Source organism: Oscillochloris sp. ZM17-4 (assembly GCF_019599295.1).
Lineage (GTDB): Bacteria > Chloroflexota > Chloroflexia > Chloroflexales > Chloroflexaceae > Oscillochloris.
Genome location: NZ_JAIEWN010000002.1, coordinates 26543 through 42641, shown reverse-complemented (window position 1 = coordinate 42641; position 16099 = coordinate 26543). Strand labels below are relative to the sequence as shown.

Below are 16099 nucleotides of genomic sequence, written 5' to 3'. Positions count from 1 at the left end.
AAGATCGAGGATGCACGCGTGAAGATCGAGGATGCACGCGTGAAGATCAGCCCTAGTCCTCGATGAACAGCGGGTTCGCGAAGAGCCACGGCTTGCCGCCCCAGTAGCCCTCCAGGCGGTAGACGCCGGGCTCGGCGACGCTCTGGCGGATGCGGCGCACCCCGCTGGTCAGCACCTCGCCGTCGGCGATCAGGCGGATGTAGGCGTCCGCGCCCACGTCCGCCTCGATCAGCAGCGGGCCGCCGGCCAGCGAGGCGCTGTCGCCGATCTCGTAGGCCTCATCGCCCCGGCGGGCCGCGAAGATGATCGCCGGGGCGTCGCCGTCGAGGCGGTTCACGAAGTAGCTGCGCCCGCCGGCCAGGGCTGCGTAGACCTGGTTGGTGGCCACCTCCGCGTCGGCGCTCAGCGGCGCGCCCATCAGCAGGTAGTTCGTCAGGGTGCCGAAGATCCAGCGGTAGGGGAATGCCTCGACCTCGCCCCAGGGCGCGCGCTGCTTGAAGGCGTGCGCGTCCACCCCGCCGACGCCGAAGGTGCGTCGCCCGGCAATATTCAGCCGATCCCACCAGGCCAGCGTAGCCGGGCTCGGCCCGCTCATGCCCAGGCGCGGCAGCAGGAAGTTGACGATCTTGTTGCGCGCGGTCAGGTGCTCGCCCCAGTCGCTCATCAGGTTCCACAGCTCCAGTCCCACCACGCGTCCCTCGCGCTGGCGGGGGCCGTCCACCGTCCAGTCATCCCAGCGGTAGATCTCCTTGAAGCTGTTCCTCACCCGCTCGTCGGGGTGGGCGATCACGCCGAACCCGCCTCGGGCGTACACCTCGTCCACAAAGTCCTGGGGCGGCAGTGTGTTATCCACCACGGTGTCCACGTTCAGGGCCAGAAAGTGGTTGCGGTCGGGGGTGATCTCGTGGCCGACGATCACCAGCAGTCCGTCGTGCCAGCCGGCGAAGGGCGCGCCCTCCAGGCTGTCGTGGTCGGTGATGATGATCCAGCGCAGACCGGCCGCCTGGGCGGCGGCGATTACCTCCGGGAAGGTGCCGGTGCCGTCGGAGTAGGTGGTGTGGATATGCAGCGCGCCGGGGTAGGCGAAGCTCTTGCTCATGGCGCTCGTATCAGCTAGGCGGGCTGCCCCGCCGGCGGGTGCTCGGGCTAGTGCGCTTTCAGCGCGGGGGTAGGAGTTGGGAGTCGGGGGTTGGGCGCTGCAATCCAGCCTTGCGTCGCCGCCACCCCAAACAGGCTGCTTGAATCGACGCTAGTGTAGCACATGATCGCCGGCGAGCGCCCCAGGGCAGGGCATGTGCAACGTCCTGCGCGCCCCCCTGGCTGGCGACTGACGTCGCGCCGGCAGGGCGCGCTGCGCCGGGCGTCGGCGCAGGCCGACGCCGGATCCGCCCACGAAGGTGGGCGGGTGGCCGCAGGCCCCCGCGACGCGGCTTCAGCCGCCAGCGACGTTGCACATGCCCTGCGCCCCAGGGGTTGCGCCGCTGGGGCGCCCCTGCTATAATTTGCCCAGCGACGATGATGGAGCGCGCGCCGCGCCGAAGGTCTTCAGAGAGCCGCCGGGAGCTGCGAGGCGGTGGCCGGGCACAGCGCATCCCCTCCTGAGTCATCAGCCGAACCGGCTCTGGGCGCGTGTATGAGCGAGCAATATTGAGTGCTGAGCCAGCTCAACACTCAACACTCAACGCTCAACACTCATCCTCAGCCGCAGTAAGCCCGATCGGGCGCGCCCGTTACAGCGCTCCTCAGAGGCCCGCGCCACGCGCCGGGCGAATGAAGGTGGCACCACGGGGTCTTCTCCCTCGTCCTTCTCTAGGGCGAGGTTTTTTTATGGGGTGCGGATGAACGATGTGACCAACGGCATGCGCGAGGGCGGGCTCACGCTCGCCTACCACACGATCGTCACGGTGCGCGACGGGCTGCGCCGCCTGGCGCGGCCCACCGAGCTCGGCGTGCGCTCTGTGGTGACGCGCGGCGACCGCCTGCTCATGGTGCGCCACCGCAGCGGCCCCACGCCCTGGAGCCTGCCCGGCGGCGGCGTCTCCCGCGGCGAGGATCTGGCCACGGCCGCCCTGCGCGAGGTGCGCGAGGAGGGCGGCTGCGACGCCCAGATCCAGCGCCTCCTCGGCGTCTACTACCAGCACGACTATGGATTCAACAACCACGTCGGCGTCTTTGTCTGCGCCGCCCTCGGCGAGGCCCGCCCGCCCGTCGGCGACATCGAGATCGTGGACGCCCGCTTCTTTCTGCCGCAGGATGTCCCCGACAACACCGAGGCCGGCTCCCTGCGCCGCATCGCCGAGTTTCGCCAGGGCCTCGTGGGCCTGGCCCGGAGCTGGTAGGAGGATACGATGCCCTACACGCCGATCATCGCCACCCTCGGCTACGTCCTCTCGCCCGACGGCCGCTCGGCGCTGATGATCCACCGCAACGCCCGCCCCGGCGACCAGCACCTCGGCAAGTATAACGGCCTGGGCGGCAAGGTCGAGCCCGACGAGGATGTGGTGGCCGGCATGCGCCGCGAGCTGCGCGAGGAGGCCAGCATCGAGGCCACTGAGCTGACCCTGCGCGGCACGGTCAGCTGGCCCGGCTTCGGCAAGGGCGGCGAGGACTGGCTCGGCTTTATCTTTGTGGTCACCGCCTTCGCGGGCGAGCCGCCCGCCCGCAACAGCGAGGGCGAGCTGGAGTGGGTACCCATTGAGCGCATGCTCGACCTGCCCCTCTGGCCGGGCGACCGCCACTTCCTGCCGCTGGTCCTCAGCGCCGACCCGCGCCAGTTCCACGGGGTCATGCCCTATCGGGACGGGCAGCCGCTGAGCTGGAGCTATAGCTTGATCTAGGGGTTGGGGGTTGGCCGTCGGGGCGCAGCAGCCCGAGTTGCCTATCGGGAAGGCAGAGCACAGCTGCTGCTGCGCCCTTACACTGCTGCTGCGCCCTTACATGGAGGAGGCCGCTATGGACTGGACACTTGTCGCCGGGATTGTGGCCATCGGGGTTGTCGTCATCCTGATCGCGCTCGTGATGCTCAACCGGGCATGGGGCAACTTCCCGGGGCGGGTGAGCGGGCTGCCGCCGGCGATGCCGCCCGAGCAGCCGTCTCTCTCGCGGCCGAGCACGTTCTCCGCTGGGCCCACCGCTGAGCTGGAGCCGCCGGCGATGGATCTCCCGGCGGGCGCGCCTGCCGGCAGCCTGGTGCCCGTGACCCACCCCATGGTGCGGCAGGCGGTGATGACGGCCATGGAGCGCGGCGGCAGCCCCTACGCGCTCTACTTCATCAGGGACGGGGAGACGCTCTACCTGGTGCCGAGCCGCATCGCCGACCAGCGCCAGCGCGAGATGCTCACGCGCATGTTCACCTCGCTCAACAGCGACAGCGACGGCAGCATCGGCATGGGCGATATTATTCGGGTGATGCAGGACCTAGCGAAGAAGTAGGGGCGCGTCGCAATCTGCAATCTGCAATGGCATAGGAGTGAGTGATGCTCGACATTAAGCTGATCCGTGAGCAGCCCGAGGTGGTGCGGGCGGGGCTGCGCCGCAAGGGGGACGACCCGGCCCAGGTGGACGCGCTGCTGGCCGTGGACGAGCGCCGCCGGGCGCTGATCAAGGAGGTGGAGGCGCTCAAGGCCGAGCGCAACGCGGTCTCCAAAGAGATCGGCAAGATGAAGGACAAGGACGAGCGCGAGGCGAAGATTGTCGCCATGCGCGAGGTCGGCGACCAGATCGCCGAGCTGGACCGGCAGACGAACGAGGCAGAGGCTGAGTTTAGCCGCATGATGCTCTGGCTGCCGAACCTGCCCCACGCCGATGTGCCCGACGGGACGACCGAGCACGACAACGTCGTCGTGCGGGTCGAGGGCGAGCAGCGGCAGTTCGACTTCACGCCGAGGCCGCACTGGGAGCTGGGCGAGGCCCTCGGCATCATCGACTTCGAGCGCGGCGTGAAGCTCAGCGGCACGCGCTTCTTCGTGCTCAAGGGCGCCGGATCGCGGCTCCAGCGCGCCCTGATCACCTGGATGCTGGATGTCCACACCCAGCAGCACGGCTACAGCGAGATCACCCCGCCCTATGTGGTCAAGGAGGAGGTGCTCGTCGGCACCGGCAACCTGCCGCGCTTCGGCGAGAACCTCTTCACGATCGAGGGCGCCGACCTCACGCTCATCCCCACCGCCGAGGTGCCGGTGACGAACCTCTATCGCGAGGAGATCCTTGAGGCCAGCCAGCTGCCGATCTACCATGTGGCTTACACGCCCTGCTGGCGCAACGAGCAGATGAGCGCCGGCCGCGATGTGCGCGGGATCAAGCGCGTCTACCAGTTCGACAAGGTCGAGATGGTCAAGTTTGTCACGCCGGAGACGAGCTACGCCGAGCTGACGACCCTGATCGACAACGCCGAGGATATCTGCAAGGGGCTGGGCGTGCCCTACCGGCTGCTGCAGCTCTGCACCGCCGACCTGGGCACGGCGACGATGAAGTACGACCTGGAGATCTGGTCGCCCGGCGTCGAGGAGTGGCTGGAGGTCAGCTCCTGCTCGAACTTCGAGGACTACCAGTCGCGGCGGGCCAACCTGCGCTACCGGCCCGAGCCCGGCGCCAAGCCCGAGTTCCTTCACACGCTCAACGGCTCCGGCCTGGCCCTGCCCCGCGTGATGATCGCGATCATCGAGAACTATCAGCAGGCCGACGGCAGCATCGTCGTGCCCGAGGTGCTGCGGCCCTACATGGGCGGCCTTGAGGTGATCCGCTAGCGCGACGGCGCCCACGCGCCGAAGGTGATCATATTTCTGGTTGAAATTGCCAGCGAAGCTGGCAATTTCAACCAGAAATATGAAGGGGTTTTAGGGCGTAGCCCTAAAGAGTGTGATACCATAGAGGGTATGCCAACGCTTATTAATCTCACCAGCGCCGACCACGGCGGCACCAAGCTCTCGTCCTGCGGCACCGGCGACGGCGACCACTCCAGCTGCGGGCCGGACTGCGACTGCGGCTGCCCCTACACCGGCATGGCCGAGCGCGGCCGGGTCGAGCTCATCTCCGAGGTCGAGTCGCGCTACCCCGAGTCCTGGCTCGCCTTCGTCATCCCGCCCGGCGAGGACGAGTACGCCCCCGAGCGGGGCATGCTCGTCGCCTACAGCGCCGACGACAACGAGGTCTGGGACGCCGTCGGCAAGATCACCTTCAACCAGGTCGTCCACGTCTACTACAACGGCCCGCTGGAGGCGTACCTCGCGTGGGCGGAGGCCCAGTAGGGACGCAGCACGCTGCGTCCCTACTAAGTTTTTATTATGCCCCGACGAAGAAGCCCTTGTTCTTCTCCAGGTAGCTGGCGTACTCCGCCGGCACCTCCTCCTCGGTGTAGATCGCCGAGACCGGGCACTCCGACTCGCAGGCCCCGCAGCCGATGCACTCGTCGGGGTTGATGTAGTACTGGTCCGGCCCCTCGTAGATGCAGTCCACCGGGCAGACGGCGACACAGGTGGCGTTCTTCATGCCGATGCAGGGCTCGGTGATGATGTAGATCATTGGGGGTTTCTCCTTAAGACAAGGTTCGTAGGCGATTTACAGTTTGCGAGGCTCGTAGTGGGCGCTTCAGCGCGCCAGATGGGCCACAGGGGGCTGAAGCCCACACTACGAACTGTTACTCTGATTCGGCCCCTCTGAAACCATGTCTAAATTGGGTAAGCCAGATTGTAGATTGCAGATTGCAGATTGCCCAGCTTTGCTACGCCAAATCTGCAATCTGCAATCTGCAATTCCCTACGCGGACGCTCGCGCGCGGCCGAGCCCCTCGGCGGCGGCGGTGGTGATATGGGGCGCGCTCCCGTCGAACAGGTAGCCCTGCTCGACGGTGCGGATGTAGGTTGGCGTGCCCTGGTCGGGCTCGATGCGGGCGCGCAGCCGGCGGATGTAGCCGTCCACCAGCTTGCTCTCGCCCCGGTAGCTCTGCCCCCAGACGCCGGCCAGGATCTGCTCGGGCCGCAGGGGCCGGCCGGCGTTCTGCATCAGGTAGAACAGCAGGTTGGCCTCGGTGATCCGCAGCTCGACCTTGCGCCCGTCGTGGAGGGTGGCCATGCGGGCGATCGGGTCGAAGCGCACCGCGCCGACCTGGAGCCCGGCGGCGGCGGGCGCGCGCTGCTTGCGGGCCTTCACCCGGTAGATCGTCAGGCCCACCAGGCTCATGGCGCTGAAGGCGTACAGCCACTCGGCCCAGAAGGTGCCCGTGTCGCTGCCGGCGAACACCCCGTGCAGTAGCGTCAGGACGAAGACGGCGAAGCTGGCGTAGTGGAGCTTCCGCCACACCCGCGGCCCGATGTGCGCGCGCACATAGTGGCTCAGCCCGACGATCGCCATCAGGTAGAGGGCGGCCTTGCCCAGGTTGCCCATCCACATGGGGCGGTAGCCATTCGGCACGTTCGGCACCAGCGCCTTCACCAGCGTGAAGTTCAGCGCTGGGTCGCCCAGCAGGATGAGGACGTGGAAGGCGGAGAAGACCAGGCCCAGGATGCTCAGATGCTGGTGCAGGTCCACGGCGACCGGGCCGCCCGGCCAGATCCGCGTGGCCTTGCTGGTGATCGCCAGGCCGAAGGCCATCGACATCCAGAGCAGGACGTAGCCGACCATCGCGCTTGAGCGCGACATCGAGATGTAGCTGCTGGTCTCCACGGCCGGCAGGGCCATGCGCAGGATCGGCTGCCAGATCTCCATCGCGGTCAGGATGAGCAGGCCGCTCACCACGATGAACATGAGGCCCAGCACGATCCGTAGCTGGAGGCTCAGCAGCGAGCTCTCGGGTATGGTGGCGGCGGCTAGCTTCGGCGCGGCCTTCGGCGCGGCTACCTTCGGCGCGGGGGCGGGTGTTGCAGAGGCCGCCGGCTCGGCGGCCACCTTCGTACTGTTGGCGGCCCTGATCGCCGCCAGGCGGACCGCCTTATCATCGCCCGCAGGGGCGGGCACCGCCGCAGGGGCCGTCGGATCGGCGGCCGCCTTTGTGCTGTTGGCGGCCCTGATCGCCGCCAGGCGGGCTGCTTTGTCTGCGCTCATTCAGTAGATCCTCCAGATAAACGGGCACAGCACGCTGCGCCACTACTGGTTGACATTCGCCTGCTGCGAGCACGATGCCGGGCTCTCATCCGGCTCGGCCAGCCATGTCGCCAGCGGCGCGAGGGCGTCGCGGACGCCGTCGATCATCTGCTCGGGGACGCTCATGCTGGCCACCTCATGCGTGCCGGCCAGGGCGCGCTCATCGTCCATCGCCATCGATCCCAGGCTGGTGATCACCACCGCGCCGATGGTGATCGCATATTTCACGATCTTCATCGTGTGCGCGGACCGTCCGATGCTCTTGAGTGCTGCCATTGCAGGTGCCTCCTTGTGCCTGGCTGTTTTGTTCACACGCCCGTTTAAACGAAATTTTAACTATTAGGTTACGGCCTGTTCATCTGAAGTTGCGTAGCCAATAGTCCTAACCTCGAACTACTCCTATGCATACGATGGAGGCTCGCGCCGCGCACTCCGGTGCTAGATCTTGCCGTGCTCTGGCGGATTCATCACTGACAGCCAGAAAAAACGCGGTACGATTGGGGCGAATATGCAGTCGGGCGCGTTGGAACGCTCGCAATGATGCGGAGGCCCAGATGAACGACTCAGGAAGGACGCAGCAGCTCTCGATTTATATAGGTGAGGGTGACAGCATCAGCGGCAGGTCGCTGGCGCAGCAGATCGTCGAGGTGCTGCGCGACGCGGGCTGCCCCGGCGCGACGGTGCTGCGCGGCGTGGGCGGCTACGGCGTCCACCAGGTGATCCATAGCGAGATGGCGATCGACATCGCCAGCCACCTGCCCCTGGTGATCACGCTGGTCGACCGGGCCGACCGTGTGGCTCAGGTGATCCCGCAGCTGCGCGACCTGGTGCAGGAGGGCATGATCGTGATCTCGCCGGTGGAGGTGGTGTTCCGCGGCCAGCGCGAGGGCGGCCCCTTCCCGCGCCACCTGACCGTGGCTGACGTGATGAGCCGCGACGTGGCCCGCGTGGCCCCCGAGGAGCCGGTCGGCCATATCGTGAACCTGCTGATCGAGCGCGGGCTGCGGGCAGTGGCGGTGGTGGACGGCGGCGGCCACGTGGTCGGCATCATCACCGACGGGGACTTGCTGAACCACGGGGTGCAGGGCCTCTCGGTGCGGCTCCAGCGCAACCTGCCGCTGAGCGAGCGCGCCGCCCAGGTCGAGGCGCTCGCCGAGCAGCCCCAGACCGCCGCCGACCTAATGACCCCCACCCCGCAGACGATCCCCGATCATATGTCGCTGGCCCAGGCCGCCGCCGTGATGGCCGGCCACGACCGTAAGCGCATGCCGGTGGTGAATCTCACCGGGCATCTGGTGGGCATGGTCAGCCGCTACGACCTGCTGAAGACGGTCGCCGAGGGGCTGCGCCAGCGCCCCGATCAGCCGCTGCGCCTGCCGGCGGGCGCGCCGGCCACCGTGGCCGATGTGATGATCGCTGGCCCGACGACGGTGCTCCCCGACGCGCCGGTGGCCGAAGCCCTCGACGCGCTGCTCGAGAGCCCGATGCGGCGGGTGGCGGTGCTCGACGAGAGCGGGGGCGTGCTGGGTATCATCACCGACGGGGACGTGCTGCGCCGGGCGTCGCGGCGCATGCCGCCGAGCGCCCTGAGCCAGCTGGCGGCCTGGCTGAGCGCCGGCAAGAAGACGGCGGCCCTCCAGGTCGAGGGCTACGGCCGCACCGCCGCCGAGACGATGAGCGCCCCGGCGATCACCGTGCGCTCCGACGCGCCGGTGGCCGAGGCCATCCGCCTGATGGTCGCGCATAAGATCAAGGCGCTGCCGGTGGTAGACGCCGACGGGAAGTTTGTTGGCATCGTCGGGCGGGCCGGCCTGCTCACCGCCCTGGGCGTGCAGGCCTAGCGGCCTTTGGCATCAAAAGCCGCGTGGTGGTGCAGCAACAGCTGCACCACCACGCGGCTTTTGATGATCTGTCGAGACGGTGCCTACGAGGGCAGCTCCCAGATCACAAAGTTATCGAACCAGACCTCAACCCCGCCGCTCTCGCTGTACGAGTTCGTCGAGACGCCGATCTTGCCGGTCTGGTAGGTGCTATCGCTCAGCGTGTCAAGCAGCGTCCCGTTGAGGAAGATACGAATCTGATCGCCCTGCTTGATCACCCGCAGGCTGTTCACCTCGCCGGGCCTCACGATGCCGGCCGGGTCGCCCTCCGCCAGATTGGTTGGGTCGCTGCCAGAGGAGACGACGAAGAGCCGGTAGTAGTCGTCGAACACCTCGAACTTATAGAAGCCCACGTCGGTCTTCTGGGCGAAGACGAGGCTGCAGCTGCCATCGGTTCCGCCCTGGTGGACCACGCAGTCCACATCGGCCACAAAGTTCGTCAGCTCGCGCACCTCGTAGAGCTCGTAGGAGGTGCCCTTGGCCGCCCAGCTCACCTTAAAGACGCCGTCCTCGATCGTGTCGGTCTCGATATCCTCGAAGACGCCGGTGAACCAGCGGTTGCGGTTGTCGACAAACTCGTCCTTGAAGACCTGCTTGGCGGAGGCGATTAGGCTGGCGACCTCGGCGTTGGTCTGCTCGGCCTGGGCGGTGGCGGCGACAACCTGGGCGGTGGCGGCCTCGGCGGTGCGGGCGGCCTCGGCGTTGGGGTTGACGCCGCCGATGATCCCGCCGCCGGTGCTGGTGGGCGCGGCGGTGGGGATGTTGGCGGCGGTGGGCGCGGGGATCTCATCGGTCGGCGCGTCGCCCTCGCGGGTCGGGACGGGCACGATCCCGCCGCCGCCCTCGCGGGTCGGGACGGGCACGATCCCGCCGCCGAGGCCCGAGGGCCGGGGCGTGGCGGTCGCGCTGGCCGTGCTGTCGCCGGTGATGACGACGAAGGCGGCGACGGCGACGCAGCCGATCGCGCAGAGGCCGGCCACCGCGAGCAGGATGATCACCCACACCGGCAGCCCGCGCCTCGGCGGGGCCGCCGTCGGGTCGGCGGGAGCGCCAAACGTCGGCGGCGGGACGGGCGGCGTGCCAAACGTCGGCGGCGGGACGGGCGGCGTGCCAAACGTCGGCGGCGTAGGGGCCTGGGCTGGCGGAAGCACCTGCGTCGGCGGGGCGGCCTGCCGCCCTAATGGCACTGTCGGGGCGGCGGGGGCGGGCTGGTCCATGCGCGTGCCGCAGCTTCCGCAGAAGCGCTCGTTCGCGCTCACCTGCGCGCCACATGAGGGGCAGTAGCGTACGTCTGACATTGGCCTCGCAGGTTCGAATCCTGCCGCCGCTACCAATGGAAACTCAAACGAGGCGATGAGGGAGCAATTTCCTCGTCGCCTCGTTTTGGCTTTCCTAAGCCTAACGCGCACTATGCCTAACGACAAGCACTCTATGAACACCACCAGCCCGCTCGGGCGTGTCTTGCGCGTCGGACGCATCTATACGTTGCCGTACCTCTCGCTCTCGGCTCTCGCGACCGCAGCGACGATCACCTCGGCGCTTCTCTGGCACCATCTTGTGCTCATCATCGCTCTGCCAGCGGGGATGCTGCTCGGTCTGAGCGCAGTCAGCGACCTCATCCATCGCCGTGCCGATGCACGGGCACTTCGGGGGCGCGATGACACACCTCTGCTGCTGATCAGCCTCGCGCTCGCCGGCCTGAGTGTCGCCGGCGCGGCCATTCTCGTCGGTGGCGCGCGCCTGATCCCCGGCGCGCTGGCGACGATCGTGTCCAGTATCCTCTACGCCGCCGCCAAGAGCGTGCCGGGCCTCTCCAACATCCTGCGGGGAGTCGCTGGCGCGAGCCTGCTTCTGCTCTGCGCTGCCGTGGCCGGGCCAATCACCCCGGCCACGGTGCAGATCGCGCTTGCATTCGCTATAATTGACGCAGGGGGGAACCTCTGGGGCGACGTGCGCGACCAGGAGCCGGACACGCGCGCCGGCACCCGGACGCTGGCCGTTGTCGCGCCGCAGGCGGCTCCCTGGGTGGCCTGGGGATTGTTTGGCGTGGCCCTGGCTCTCTTTGCCGAAATCCTCGCCTTCCCCTGGCTGCTTGTGCTGCTGCCGCTCGGCGCGATGCCCTGGCGCGCGGGGCGAGCATGCCACCTCCACGCGCTGGTGATTAAATATGTGATAGCCGCACTTGTTGCCGTTCGGGTTAGTAGTATGCTTGTACCGTTCGCTATCATCCTGCTCGTCGCTGGGCTGCTGACGATCCCAGCCTACCAGCAGATACACCGCGTCCGCCTCGTGTCATAGTCGTACTGGAGAGAGAGATGCGCTCGATTAGCCAGCACACCGCAACCCAGGTAATGATCGCACTTCAACTGGCCGTCGCAATCATCGTGGTTATCACCGAGCCGCTGACGCACTTCTCGTTGACGATCAGCATTGCTGCGGGCGTCACCGCCATCATCTTTGGCGTGCTGCTGTGGCTGCACCGAAGAAACTGGACCTACACGGGGCCGGTCAGCGCCATCGTGACCATGGTGACGATCTCCGCATCGCTCATCCTTGACGCGCCGAATACCGCCGGCTTCTCTCCGGTATTCTTTGTGGGGCCGGTTGTCGCGGGGATTGTCGCCGGGCCGATCCTGATCGCCGCGGTCCCGATCACCTCGCTGGTGGCGATCACGATTGCGCTCGGCGTGGCAAACCCCTACACTGAGCCATTCCGGCTCGTCATCCTGGCGCTGATTATCGCCGGCCTGGTCGTGACACGGCTGATTGTCGATGCGCAGCGCGCCCAGCTCGCGCAGGAGGCCGCCCGCGCGAATGCCGAGGCCGCCGCGAGCGCGGCGCAGGCTGCGGAATACGCCGATTTGGCAGCGCGGGCGTCGGCGCAGGCCGCCGAGCTTCAGCGCACGCTGGAGCTGGTTGGCCTCCTCGAAGTGCCGACCGTCACACTGGCTGATGGCGTGCTGCTCGCGCCGCTGATCGGCCAGGTTGATCAGCGGCGCATCGAGCAGTTCACCAGCCGGCTGCTCGCCACCCTGCACGCGCAGCGCACCCGGCTGGTCCTGATCGACCTGGCCGGTGTGACGATCCTTGATACCGCCGTCGCTGATGCGCTGCGGCGCAGCATGCAGGCCGTCCGGCTGCTCGGGGTGCGTGTGGTCATCACGAGCATTCCCGCTGATCTGGCCGCCACGCTCACGACGATGGGCGTAGACTGGAGCGCTATGGTTTCGATCGCACGCTCGCCCCAGGAGGCGCTTGCTGCCGAGCTGCGCATGTCGGTTGCACAGAACTAGCGTTGCCTGCATAGTATCCAAACGCATAGCGCTTATGACGCGAGGGGTTTTAGATGCCCGCACGACGCCCTCAGCGAGCGCCCGGCATCCTGCCGGTCGCGCTGGGCTTGCTCGCCCTGGTGATCGTAGTGGCTGGCCTGGCCGTCGCGCTGGGCGGCGCGCCCGCGCCATCGGTGGCCTCTCGCCCCGAGGCGGTGGACACCTGTCGGGCGACGCCGCAGTTTGTCGCAGCGGTGGCAACATCGCCGGATGTGGCTCTGGCCACCGACGGGCGTGAGATGGGCCTGGCCCTGCGCTCCGCTACGGGCGAGGCGTCGGCCTACCAGCATCCGACCTGGGATGACGCCGGCTACCTGGGGGCCATCGCCTACGATGCGCAGGGCAACGTCTACGCCGCGCCGACCCCGCGGCTCTCGCTGGCCGACAATCCGCTGGCGGGGGCGGCGACAATCTGGCGGGCGGACACGGCCAGCGGCGAGCTCCATCCCTTCGTGACGCTGCCCGGCGCGGCGAGCGCCCGCAACCCGTTCGGGGTGCTGGGCCTGTTCTACGCCTGCGGCCTGGACACGCTCTACGCGGGGTCGGTGCTGGGCTCGACGCCGGCCCAGGAGCAGGGCGGGGTGATCGCCATGCACCTGCCCGACGGCGGACAGACCACGATCCTCAGCGACACCGATGTGATGGGCGTGCTGCTGGTGCGCCAGGGTGCGGGCTACACCATGTATGCCGGGCTGGCCCGTCGCCCCGAGGTGGTGGCCCTGCCGCTGGACGCGCAGGGGCGCGCAGCTGGCCCACCAGTCCAGCTCCTTGATCTGACGGCCGCCGGGGCCACGCCGCAGGAGCGGGCGCGCAAGCTGCGCCTGGTTGGTGACGATCTGGTGATCGACCTGGTGCCCTTCACCTTCTCGCTCCAAGCCAACGCGACCGACGTGCCGCAGGTGCGGCGCGCGGTGTGGGGCTGGGACGCGGCGACGGGGAAGTGGTCGCTACGTCAGGCGGCGCAGTCGATGGGGTGATGCCACTGTGGCACCACCGTTTACGGGCCGGACGGGCTGGCCCGCCCCTCCGGCCCTGATCGCGGGGGCGACATCATCCCACATGTGTCTGGTGCCCGGCGCACCTACCCGAGCCGCAGCCCGCGCAGCCGCAGGCTGTTGCTGACCACGAAGACCGACGAGAAGGCCATGGCCCCGGCGGCCAGGATGGGGCTGAGCTGCCAGCCGGTGAGCGGGTAGAGCGCCCCGGCGGCCAGCGGGATCAGCACCACGTTGTAGATAAAGGCCCAGAACAGGTTCCAGCGGATCGTGCGCATGGTGGCCTGGCTGAGGGTGATCGCCTGCGCGATGCTGCCCAGGTCGCCGCGCATCAGGGTGATGTCGGCGGCCTCCATGGCCACGTCGGCGCCGGTGCCGATGGCGATGCCGACGTCGGCCTGGGCCAGCGCCGGCGCGTCGTTCACGCCGTCGCCGACCATCGCCACCACCTTGCCCTCGGCCTGGAGCCGCCGCACCTCGGCGGCCTTGTCTCCGGGCAGCACCTCGGCCAGCACCGTGTCTACGCCGACCTGGGCGGCGATCGCCTCGGCGGTGCGCCGGTTGTCGCCGGTGAGCATGGCCACCGTCACACCGCGGGCGCGCAGGGCGGCCACGGCGGCGGCCGAGCTGGGCTTGACGGTGTCGGCCACCGCGATCACGCCGAGGGCCTCGCCGTCGGCGGCCACCAGCATGGCCGTCTTGCCCTCGGCCTGGAGCCGCTCGACCTCGGCGGGCAGATCGCCCAGGTCCACGCCGCGCTGGCCCATCATGCGCATGGTGCCCACCAGCACCTGGCGGCCATCCACCGTCGCCTCGACGCCGGCCCCGGCGGTGGCCCTGAAGCCCTCGGGCTGGGACAGCGCCATCCCGCGCGCCCTGGCCTCGGCCACGATCGCCTCGCCGAGCGGGTGCTCGCTGCGGCTCTCCGCGCTCGCCGCCAGCTGCAAGATTGCAGATTGCAGATTGTAGATTTCAGATTGATCCGAGCCAGGAGACTCGCTCCGCTCCCTACCTGTTGGGGTAGCAGCGTGAGCAAAATCTGCAATCTGCAATCTGCAATCTGCAATCACGTCAGTGACCGCCGGCTTGCCCTGGGTGATCGTGCCGGTCTTGTCGAGGATGATCGCGCTGATGTTGGCGGCGCGCTCCAGGCTCTCGGCGTTCTTGATCAGGATGCCGTGCTCGGCGCCGGTGCCGGTGCCGACCATGATCGCGGTCGGGGTGGCCAGGCCGAGGGCGCAGGGGCAGGCGATCACCAGCACGGCCACGGCGAAGAGCATGGCCTGGGTCGGCCCGACGCCGGCCAGCAGCCAGGCCAGGAAGGTCAGCAGGGCCACGCCGATCACGACGGGCACGAAGACGCTGGCGACCTGGTCGACCAGGCGCTGCACCGGGGCGCGCGAGCCCTGGGCCTCTTGCACCAGGCGGATGATCTGGGCCAGGGCCGTCTCCTTGCCGACGCGCACCGCGCGCATCTGGAAGCTGCCGCTGCGGTTGATCGTCGCGCCGATCACGCTGTCGCCGGCGCGCTTCTCGACCGGCAGGCTCTCGCCGGTGACCATGCTCTCGTCCACGGCCGACTCGCCGCTGATGATCGCGCCGTCCACCGGCACCTTCTCGCCCGGGCGGACGATCACGATCTCGCCCTTGCGCACCTCGGCCACCGGGACATCGACCTCCTGGCCGCCGCGCAGGACGCGGGCGGTCTTCGGCTGGAGGCCGACCAGCGCGCGGATGGCCGCGCCGGTCTGGCTCTTGGCGCGGGCCTCCAGGTACTTGCCGACCAGGATGAGCGTGATGATCAGGGCGGCGGTCTCGAAGTAGACGTGGCCGGAGGCGCCGCTGAGCAGCAGGATCAGGCTGTAGAGGTAGGCCACCGAGGAGCCCATGGCGATCAGGGTGTCCATGTTCGCCGTGCGGGCCTTGAGGGCCTTCCACGCGTGGATGTAGAAGTCGCGCCCGCTGTAGAACTGCACCGGGGTGGCCAGGGCCAGGAACAGCCAGTTCAGCAGGTCGTCGCGGGCGGCCACCTTGCCCATCATCTCGGCCATCGGCATGTCCGGCATCTGCTGCTGGAGGGTGGCGGCGGCGCCGGTCCACCAGGGCGAGATCAGGCCGAAGTCGCGGGACATGGAGATCAGGAAGAGCGGCAGGCCGAAGGCCACGCCGACGATCAGCTTGCGGCGCTTGTCCTGAAGCTCGCGGGCGCGGGCGGCGGCCTCGACATCCTCGGGCGCGCCGGCGTCGGCGTCGGCCGTCTCGATCACGCCGTAGCCGGCGCCCTCGATCGCCAGCCTCAGCTCTGCGAAGCTAGAGCTGGCCGGCGAGTAGGTGATGCTGGCGCCCTCGGTGCTCAGGTTCACGCTGGCGTCGATCACGCCGGGGACCTTCCTGAGCGCCTTCTCGACCCGCATCACGCAGGAGGCGCATGTCATCCCCGTCACCGGGATCTCCAGGCGGTCGGTGACGATGCCGTAGCCGGCGGCCTCGACGGCGGCCTGGATCTGCTGCGGCTTGGCCTGGGCCGGGTCGAAGCGCACGGCCGCCTGTTCGGTGGCCAGGTTGACGCTGGCCTCGACCACGCCGGGGAGCTTCTTGAGCGCCTTCTCGACCCGCATCACGCAGGAGGCGCATGTCATCCCGGTGACGGGGAGGTTGATCTGCTGCTCTGCCATATATCACCTGCCAGTGGGGGCGGGGGCCTATGGCCCCCAGATTCTTTATTATGTGTGCCCAGCAGGCACATGCTGCACTGATTGTGCTGCGGCGCGGCTACGTCGTGCCACAGCACAATCAGTTTTTGTTAGCGCGAATA

General features: G+C 68.3%; 15 protein-coding genes and 2 pseudogenes. 10 read left to right on the top strand and 7 right to left on the bottom strand.

Going from position 1 to position 16099, the window contains the following annotated elements; all coding sequences use genetic code 11:
* Positions 1-52: 52 nt before the first annotated feature.
* Entirely contained in the window at positions 53-1099 is a 1047-nt protein-coding gene (locus K2Z83_RS02095) for a CehA/McbA family metallohydrolase (protein ID WP_220593538.1), read from the bottom strand.
* Between the two features lie 739 nt (positions 1100-1838).
* Between K2Z83_RS02095 and K2Z83_RS02090 the strand changes: the two genes are divergently transcribed.
* The 5 genes from K2Z83_RS02090 (at position 1839) to K2Z83_RS02070 (ending at position 5246) form a co-directional block, all read left to right on the top strand.
* The gene (locus K2Z83_RS02090) at positions 1839-2339 is read left to right on the top strand and encodes an NUDIX domain-containing protein (RefSeq protein WP_220593537.1); all 501 of its coding nucleotides are present in this window, start codon (positions 1839-1841) and stop codon (positions 2337-2339) included.
* A 9-nt stretch (positions 2340-2348) separates the two neighbouring features.
* Positions 2349-2837 carry an 8-oxo-dGTP diphosphatase gene (locus tag K2Z83_RS02085; RefSeq protein WP_220593536.1) on the top strand — a complete coding sequence of 163 codons (489 nt, stop codon included), beginning with the start codon at positions 2349-2351 and terminating at the stop codon, positions 2835-2837.
* 115 nt (positions 2838-2952) lie between these two features.
* Positions 2953-3432, top strand: a complete 480-nt coding sequence (locus K2Z83_RS02080) for a hypothetical protein (protein ID WP_220593535.1) — start codon at positions 2953-2955, stop codon at positions 3430-3432.
* Positions 3433-3476: 44 nt separating this feature from the next.
* Positions 3477-4745, top strand: a complete 1269-nt coding sequence (gene serS, locus K2Z83_RS02075; RefSeq protein WP_220593534.1) for a serine--tRNA ligase — start codon at positions 3477-3479, stop codon at positions 4743-4745.
* A 129-nt stretch (positions 4746-4874) separates the two neighbouring features.
* Complete coding sequence (locus K2Z83_RS02070; RefSeq protein ID WP_220593533.1) at positions 4875-5246, top strand: hypothetical protein; 372 nt, start codon at positions 4875-4877, stop codon at positions 5244-5246.
* Positions 5247-5280: 34 nt separating this feature from the next.
* On the opposite strand, the gene K2Z83_RS02065 is transcribed toward K2Z83_RS02070, so the two are convergent.
* The 3 genes from K2Z83_RS02065 to K2Z83_RS02055 form a co-directional block, all read right to left on the bottom strand.
* A complete protein-coding gene (locus K2Z83_RS02065) occupies positions 5281-5520 on the bottom strand; it encodes a ferredoxin family protein (RefSeq protein WP_220593532.1) in 240 nt (79 codons plus the stop codon).
* A 234-nt stretch (positions 5521-5754) separates the two neighbouring features.
* Positions 5755-7038: a winged helix-turn-helix domain-containing protein gene (locus K2Z83_RS28615; protein WP_255603154.1), complete on the bottom strand. Its 1284-nt coding sequence runs from the start codon at positions 7036-7038 to the stop codon at positions 5755-5757.
* A gap of 42 nt (positions 7039-7080) precedes the next feature.
* Positions 7081-7353 carry a hypothetical protein gene (locus K2Z83_RS02055; RefSeq protein ID WP_220593531.1) on the bottom strand — a complete coding sequence of 91 codons (273 nt, stop codon included), beginning with the start codon at positions 7351-7353 and terminating at the stop codon, positions 7081-7083.
* 278 nt (positions 7354-7631) lie between these two features.
* On the opposite strand from K2Z83_RS02055, the gene K2Z83_RS02050 reads away from it, so the two are divergent.
* A complete protein-coding gene (locus K2Z83_RS02050; RefSeq protein ID WP_220593530.1) occupies positions 7632-8918 on the top strand; it encodes a DUF190 domain-containing protein in 1287 nt (428 codons plus the stop codon).
* 83 nt (positions 8919-9001) lie between these two features.
* Here the strand turns inward: K2Z83_RS02050 and K2Z83_RS02045 are convergent, their stop codons facing one another.
* A complete protein-coding gene (locus tag K2Z83_RS02045; protein ID WP_370650032.1) occupies positions 9002-10108 on the bottom strand; it encodes a family 16 glycoside hydrolase in 1107 nt (368 codons plus the stop codon).
* A 42-nt stretch (positions 10109-10150) separates the two neighbouring features.
* Between K2Z83_RS02045 and K2Z83_RS02035 the strand changes: the two are divergent.
* Positions 10151-10290: pseudogene (locus K2Z83_RS02035) on the top strand.
* A pseudogene (locus K2Z83_RS29705) lies at positions 10181-10255 on the bottom strand (zinc-ribbon domain-containing protein); the annotation flags it as partial. The pseudogenes K2Z83_RS02035 and K2Z83_RS29705 sit on opposite strands and share 75 nt — an antisense overlap.
* 98 nt (positions 10291-10388) lie before the next feature.
* Genes K2Z83_RS02030 through K2Z83_RS02020 form a run of 3 tightly spaced genes read left to right on the top strand, consistent with a single transcriptional unit; the run spans position 10389 to position 13266 of the window.
* Positions 10389-11255 (top strand): UbiA family prenyltransferase, encoded by an 867-nt coding sequence (locus K2Z83_RS02030; RefSeq protein WP_220593529.1) that lies wholly within the window; start codon positions 10389-10391, stop codon positions 11253-11255.
* 17 nt (positions 11256-11272) lie between these two features.
* Positions 11273-12250, top strand: a complete 978-nt coding sequence (locus tag K2Z83_RS02025; protein WP_220593528.1) for an STAS domain-containing protein — start codon at positions 11273-11275, stop codon at positions 12248-12250.
* A gap of 53 nt (positions 12251-12303) precedes the next feature.
* On the top strand, positions 12304-13266 hold the full coding sequence (locus K2Z83_RS02020) for a hypothetical protein (RefSeq protein ID WP_220593527.1): 963 nt from the start codon (positions 12304-12306) through the stop codon (positions 13264-13266).
* A 104-nt stretch (positions 13267-13370) separates the two neighbouring features.
* Here K2Z83_RS02020 and K2Z83_RS02015 read toward each other — a convergent pair whose 3' ends face one another.
* A complete protein-coding gene (locus K2Z83_RS02015; protein WP_220593526.1) occupies positions 13371-15959 on the bottom strand; it encodes a heavy metal translocating P-type ATPase in 2589 nt (862 codons plus the stop codon).
* Positions 15960-16099 lie beyond the last annotated feature (140 nt).

Bases quoted from the DNA above. Each gene is read 5' to 3' on its own strand.
- K2Z83_RS02095 (WP_220593538.1), bottom strand. From the start codon at position 1,099: ATGAGCAAGAGCTTCGCCTACCCCGGCGCGCTGCATATCCACACCACC.
- K2Z83_RS02090 (WP_220593537.1), top strand. From the start codon at position 1,839: ATGAACGATGTGACCAACGGCATGCGCGAGGGCGGGCTCACGCTCGCC.
- K2Z83_RS02085 (WP_220593536.1), top strand. From the start codon at position 2,349: ATGCCCTACACGCCGATCATCGCCACCCTCGGCTACGTCCTCTCGCCC.
- K2Z83_RS02080 (WP_220593535.1), top strand. From the start codon at position 2,953: ATGGACTGGACACTTGTCGCCGGGATTGTGGCCATCGGGGTTGTCGTC.
- serS (WP_220593534.1), top strand. From the start codon at position 3,477: ATGCTCGACATTAAGCTGATCCGTGAGCAGCCCGAGGTGGTGCGGGCG.
- K2Z83_RS02070 (WP_220593533.1), top strand. From the start codon at position 4,875: ATGCCAACGCTTATTAATCTCACCAGCGCCGACCACGGCGGCACCAAG.
- K2Z83_RS02065 (WP_220593532.1), bottom strand. From the start codon at position 5,520: ATGATCTACATCATCACCGAGCCCTGCATCGGCATGAAGAACGCCACC.
- K2Z83_RS28615 (WP_255603154.1), bottom strand. From the start codon at position 7,038: ATGAGCGCAGACAAAGCAGCCCGCCTGGCGGCGATCAGGGCCGCCAAC.
- K2Z83_RS02055 (WP_220593531.1), bottom strand. From the start codon at position 7,353: ATGGCAGCACTCAAGAGCATCGGACGGTCCGCGCACACGATGAAGATC.
- K2Z83_RS02050 (WP_220593530.1), top strand. From the start codon at position 7,632: ATGAACGACTCAGGAAGGACGCAGCAGCTCTCGATTTATATAGGTGAG.
- K2Z83_RS02030 (WP_220593529.1), top strand. From the start codon at position 10,389: ATGAACACCACCAGCCCGCTCGGGCGTGTCTTGCGCGTCGGACGCATC.
- K2Z83_RS02025 (WP_220593528.1), top strand. From the start codon at position 11,273: ATGCGCTCGATTAGCCAGCACACCGCAACCCAGGTAATGATCGCACTT.
- K2Z83_RS02020 (WP_220593527.1), top strand. From the start codon at position 12,304: ATGCCCGCACGACGCCCTCAGCGAGCGCCCGGCATCCTGCCGGTCGCG.
- K2Z83_RS02015 (WP_220593526.1), bottom strand. From the start codon at position 15,959: ATGGCAGAGCAGCAGATCAACCTCCCCGTCACCGGGATGACATGCGCC.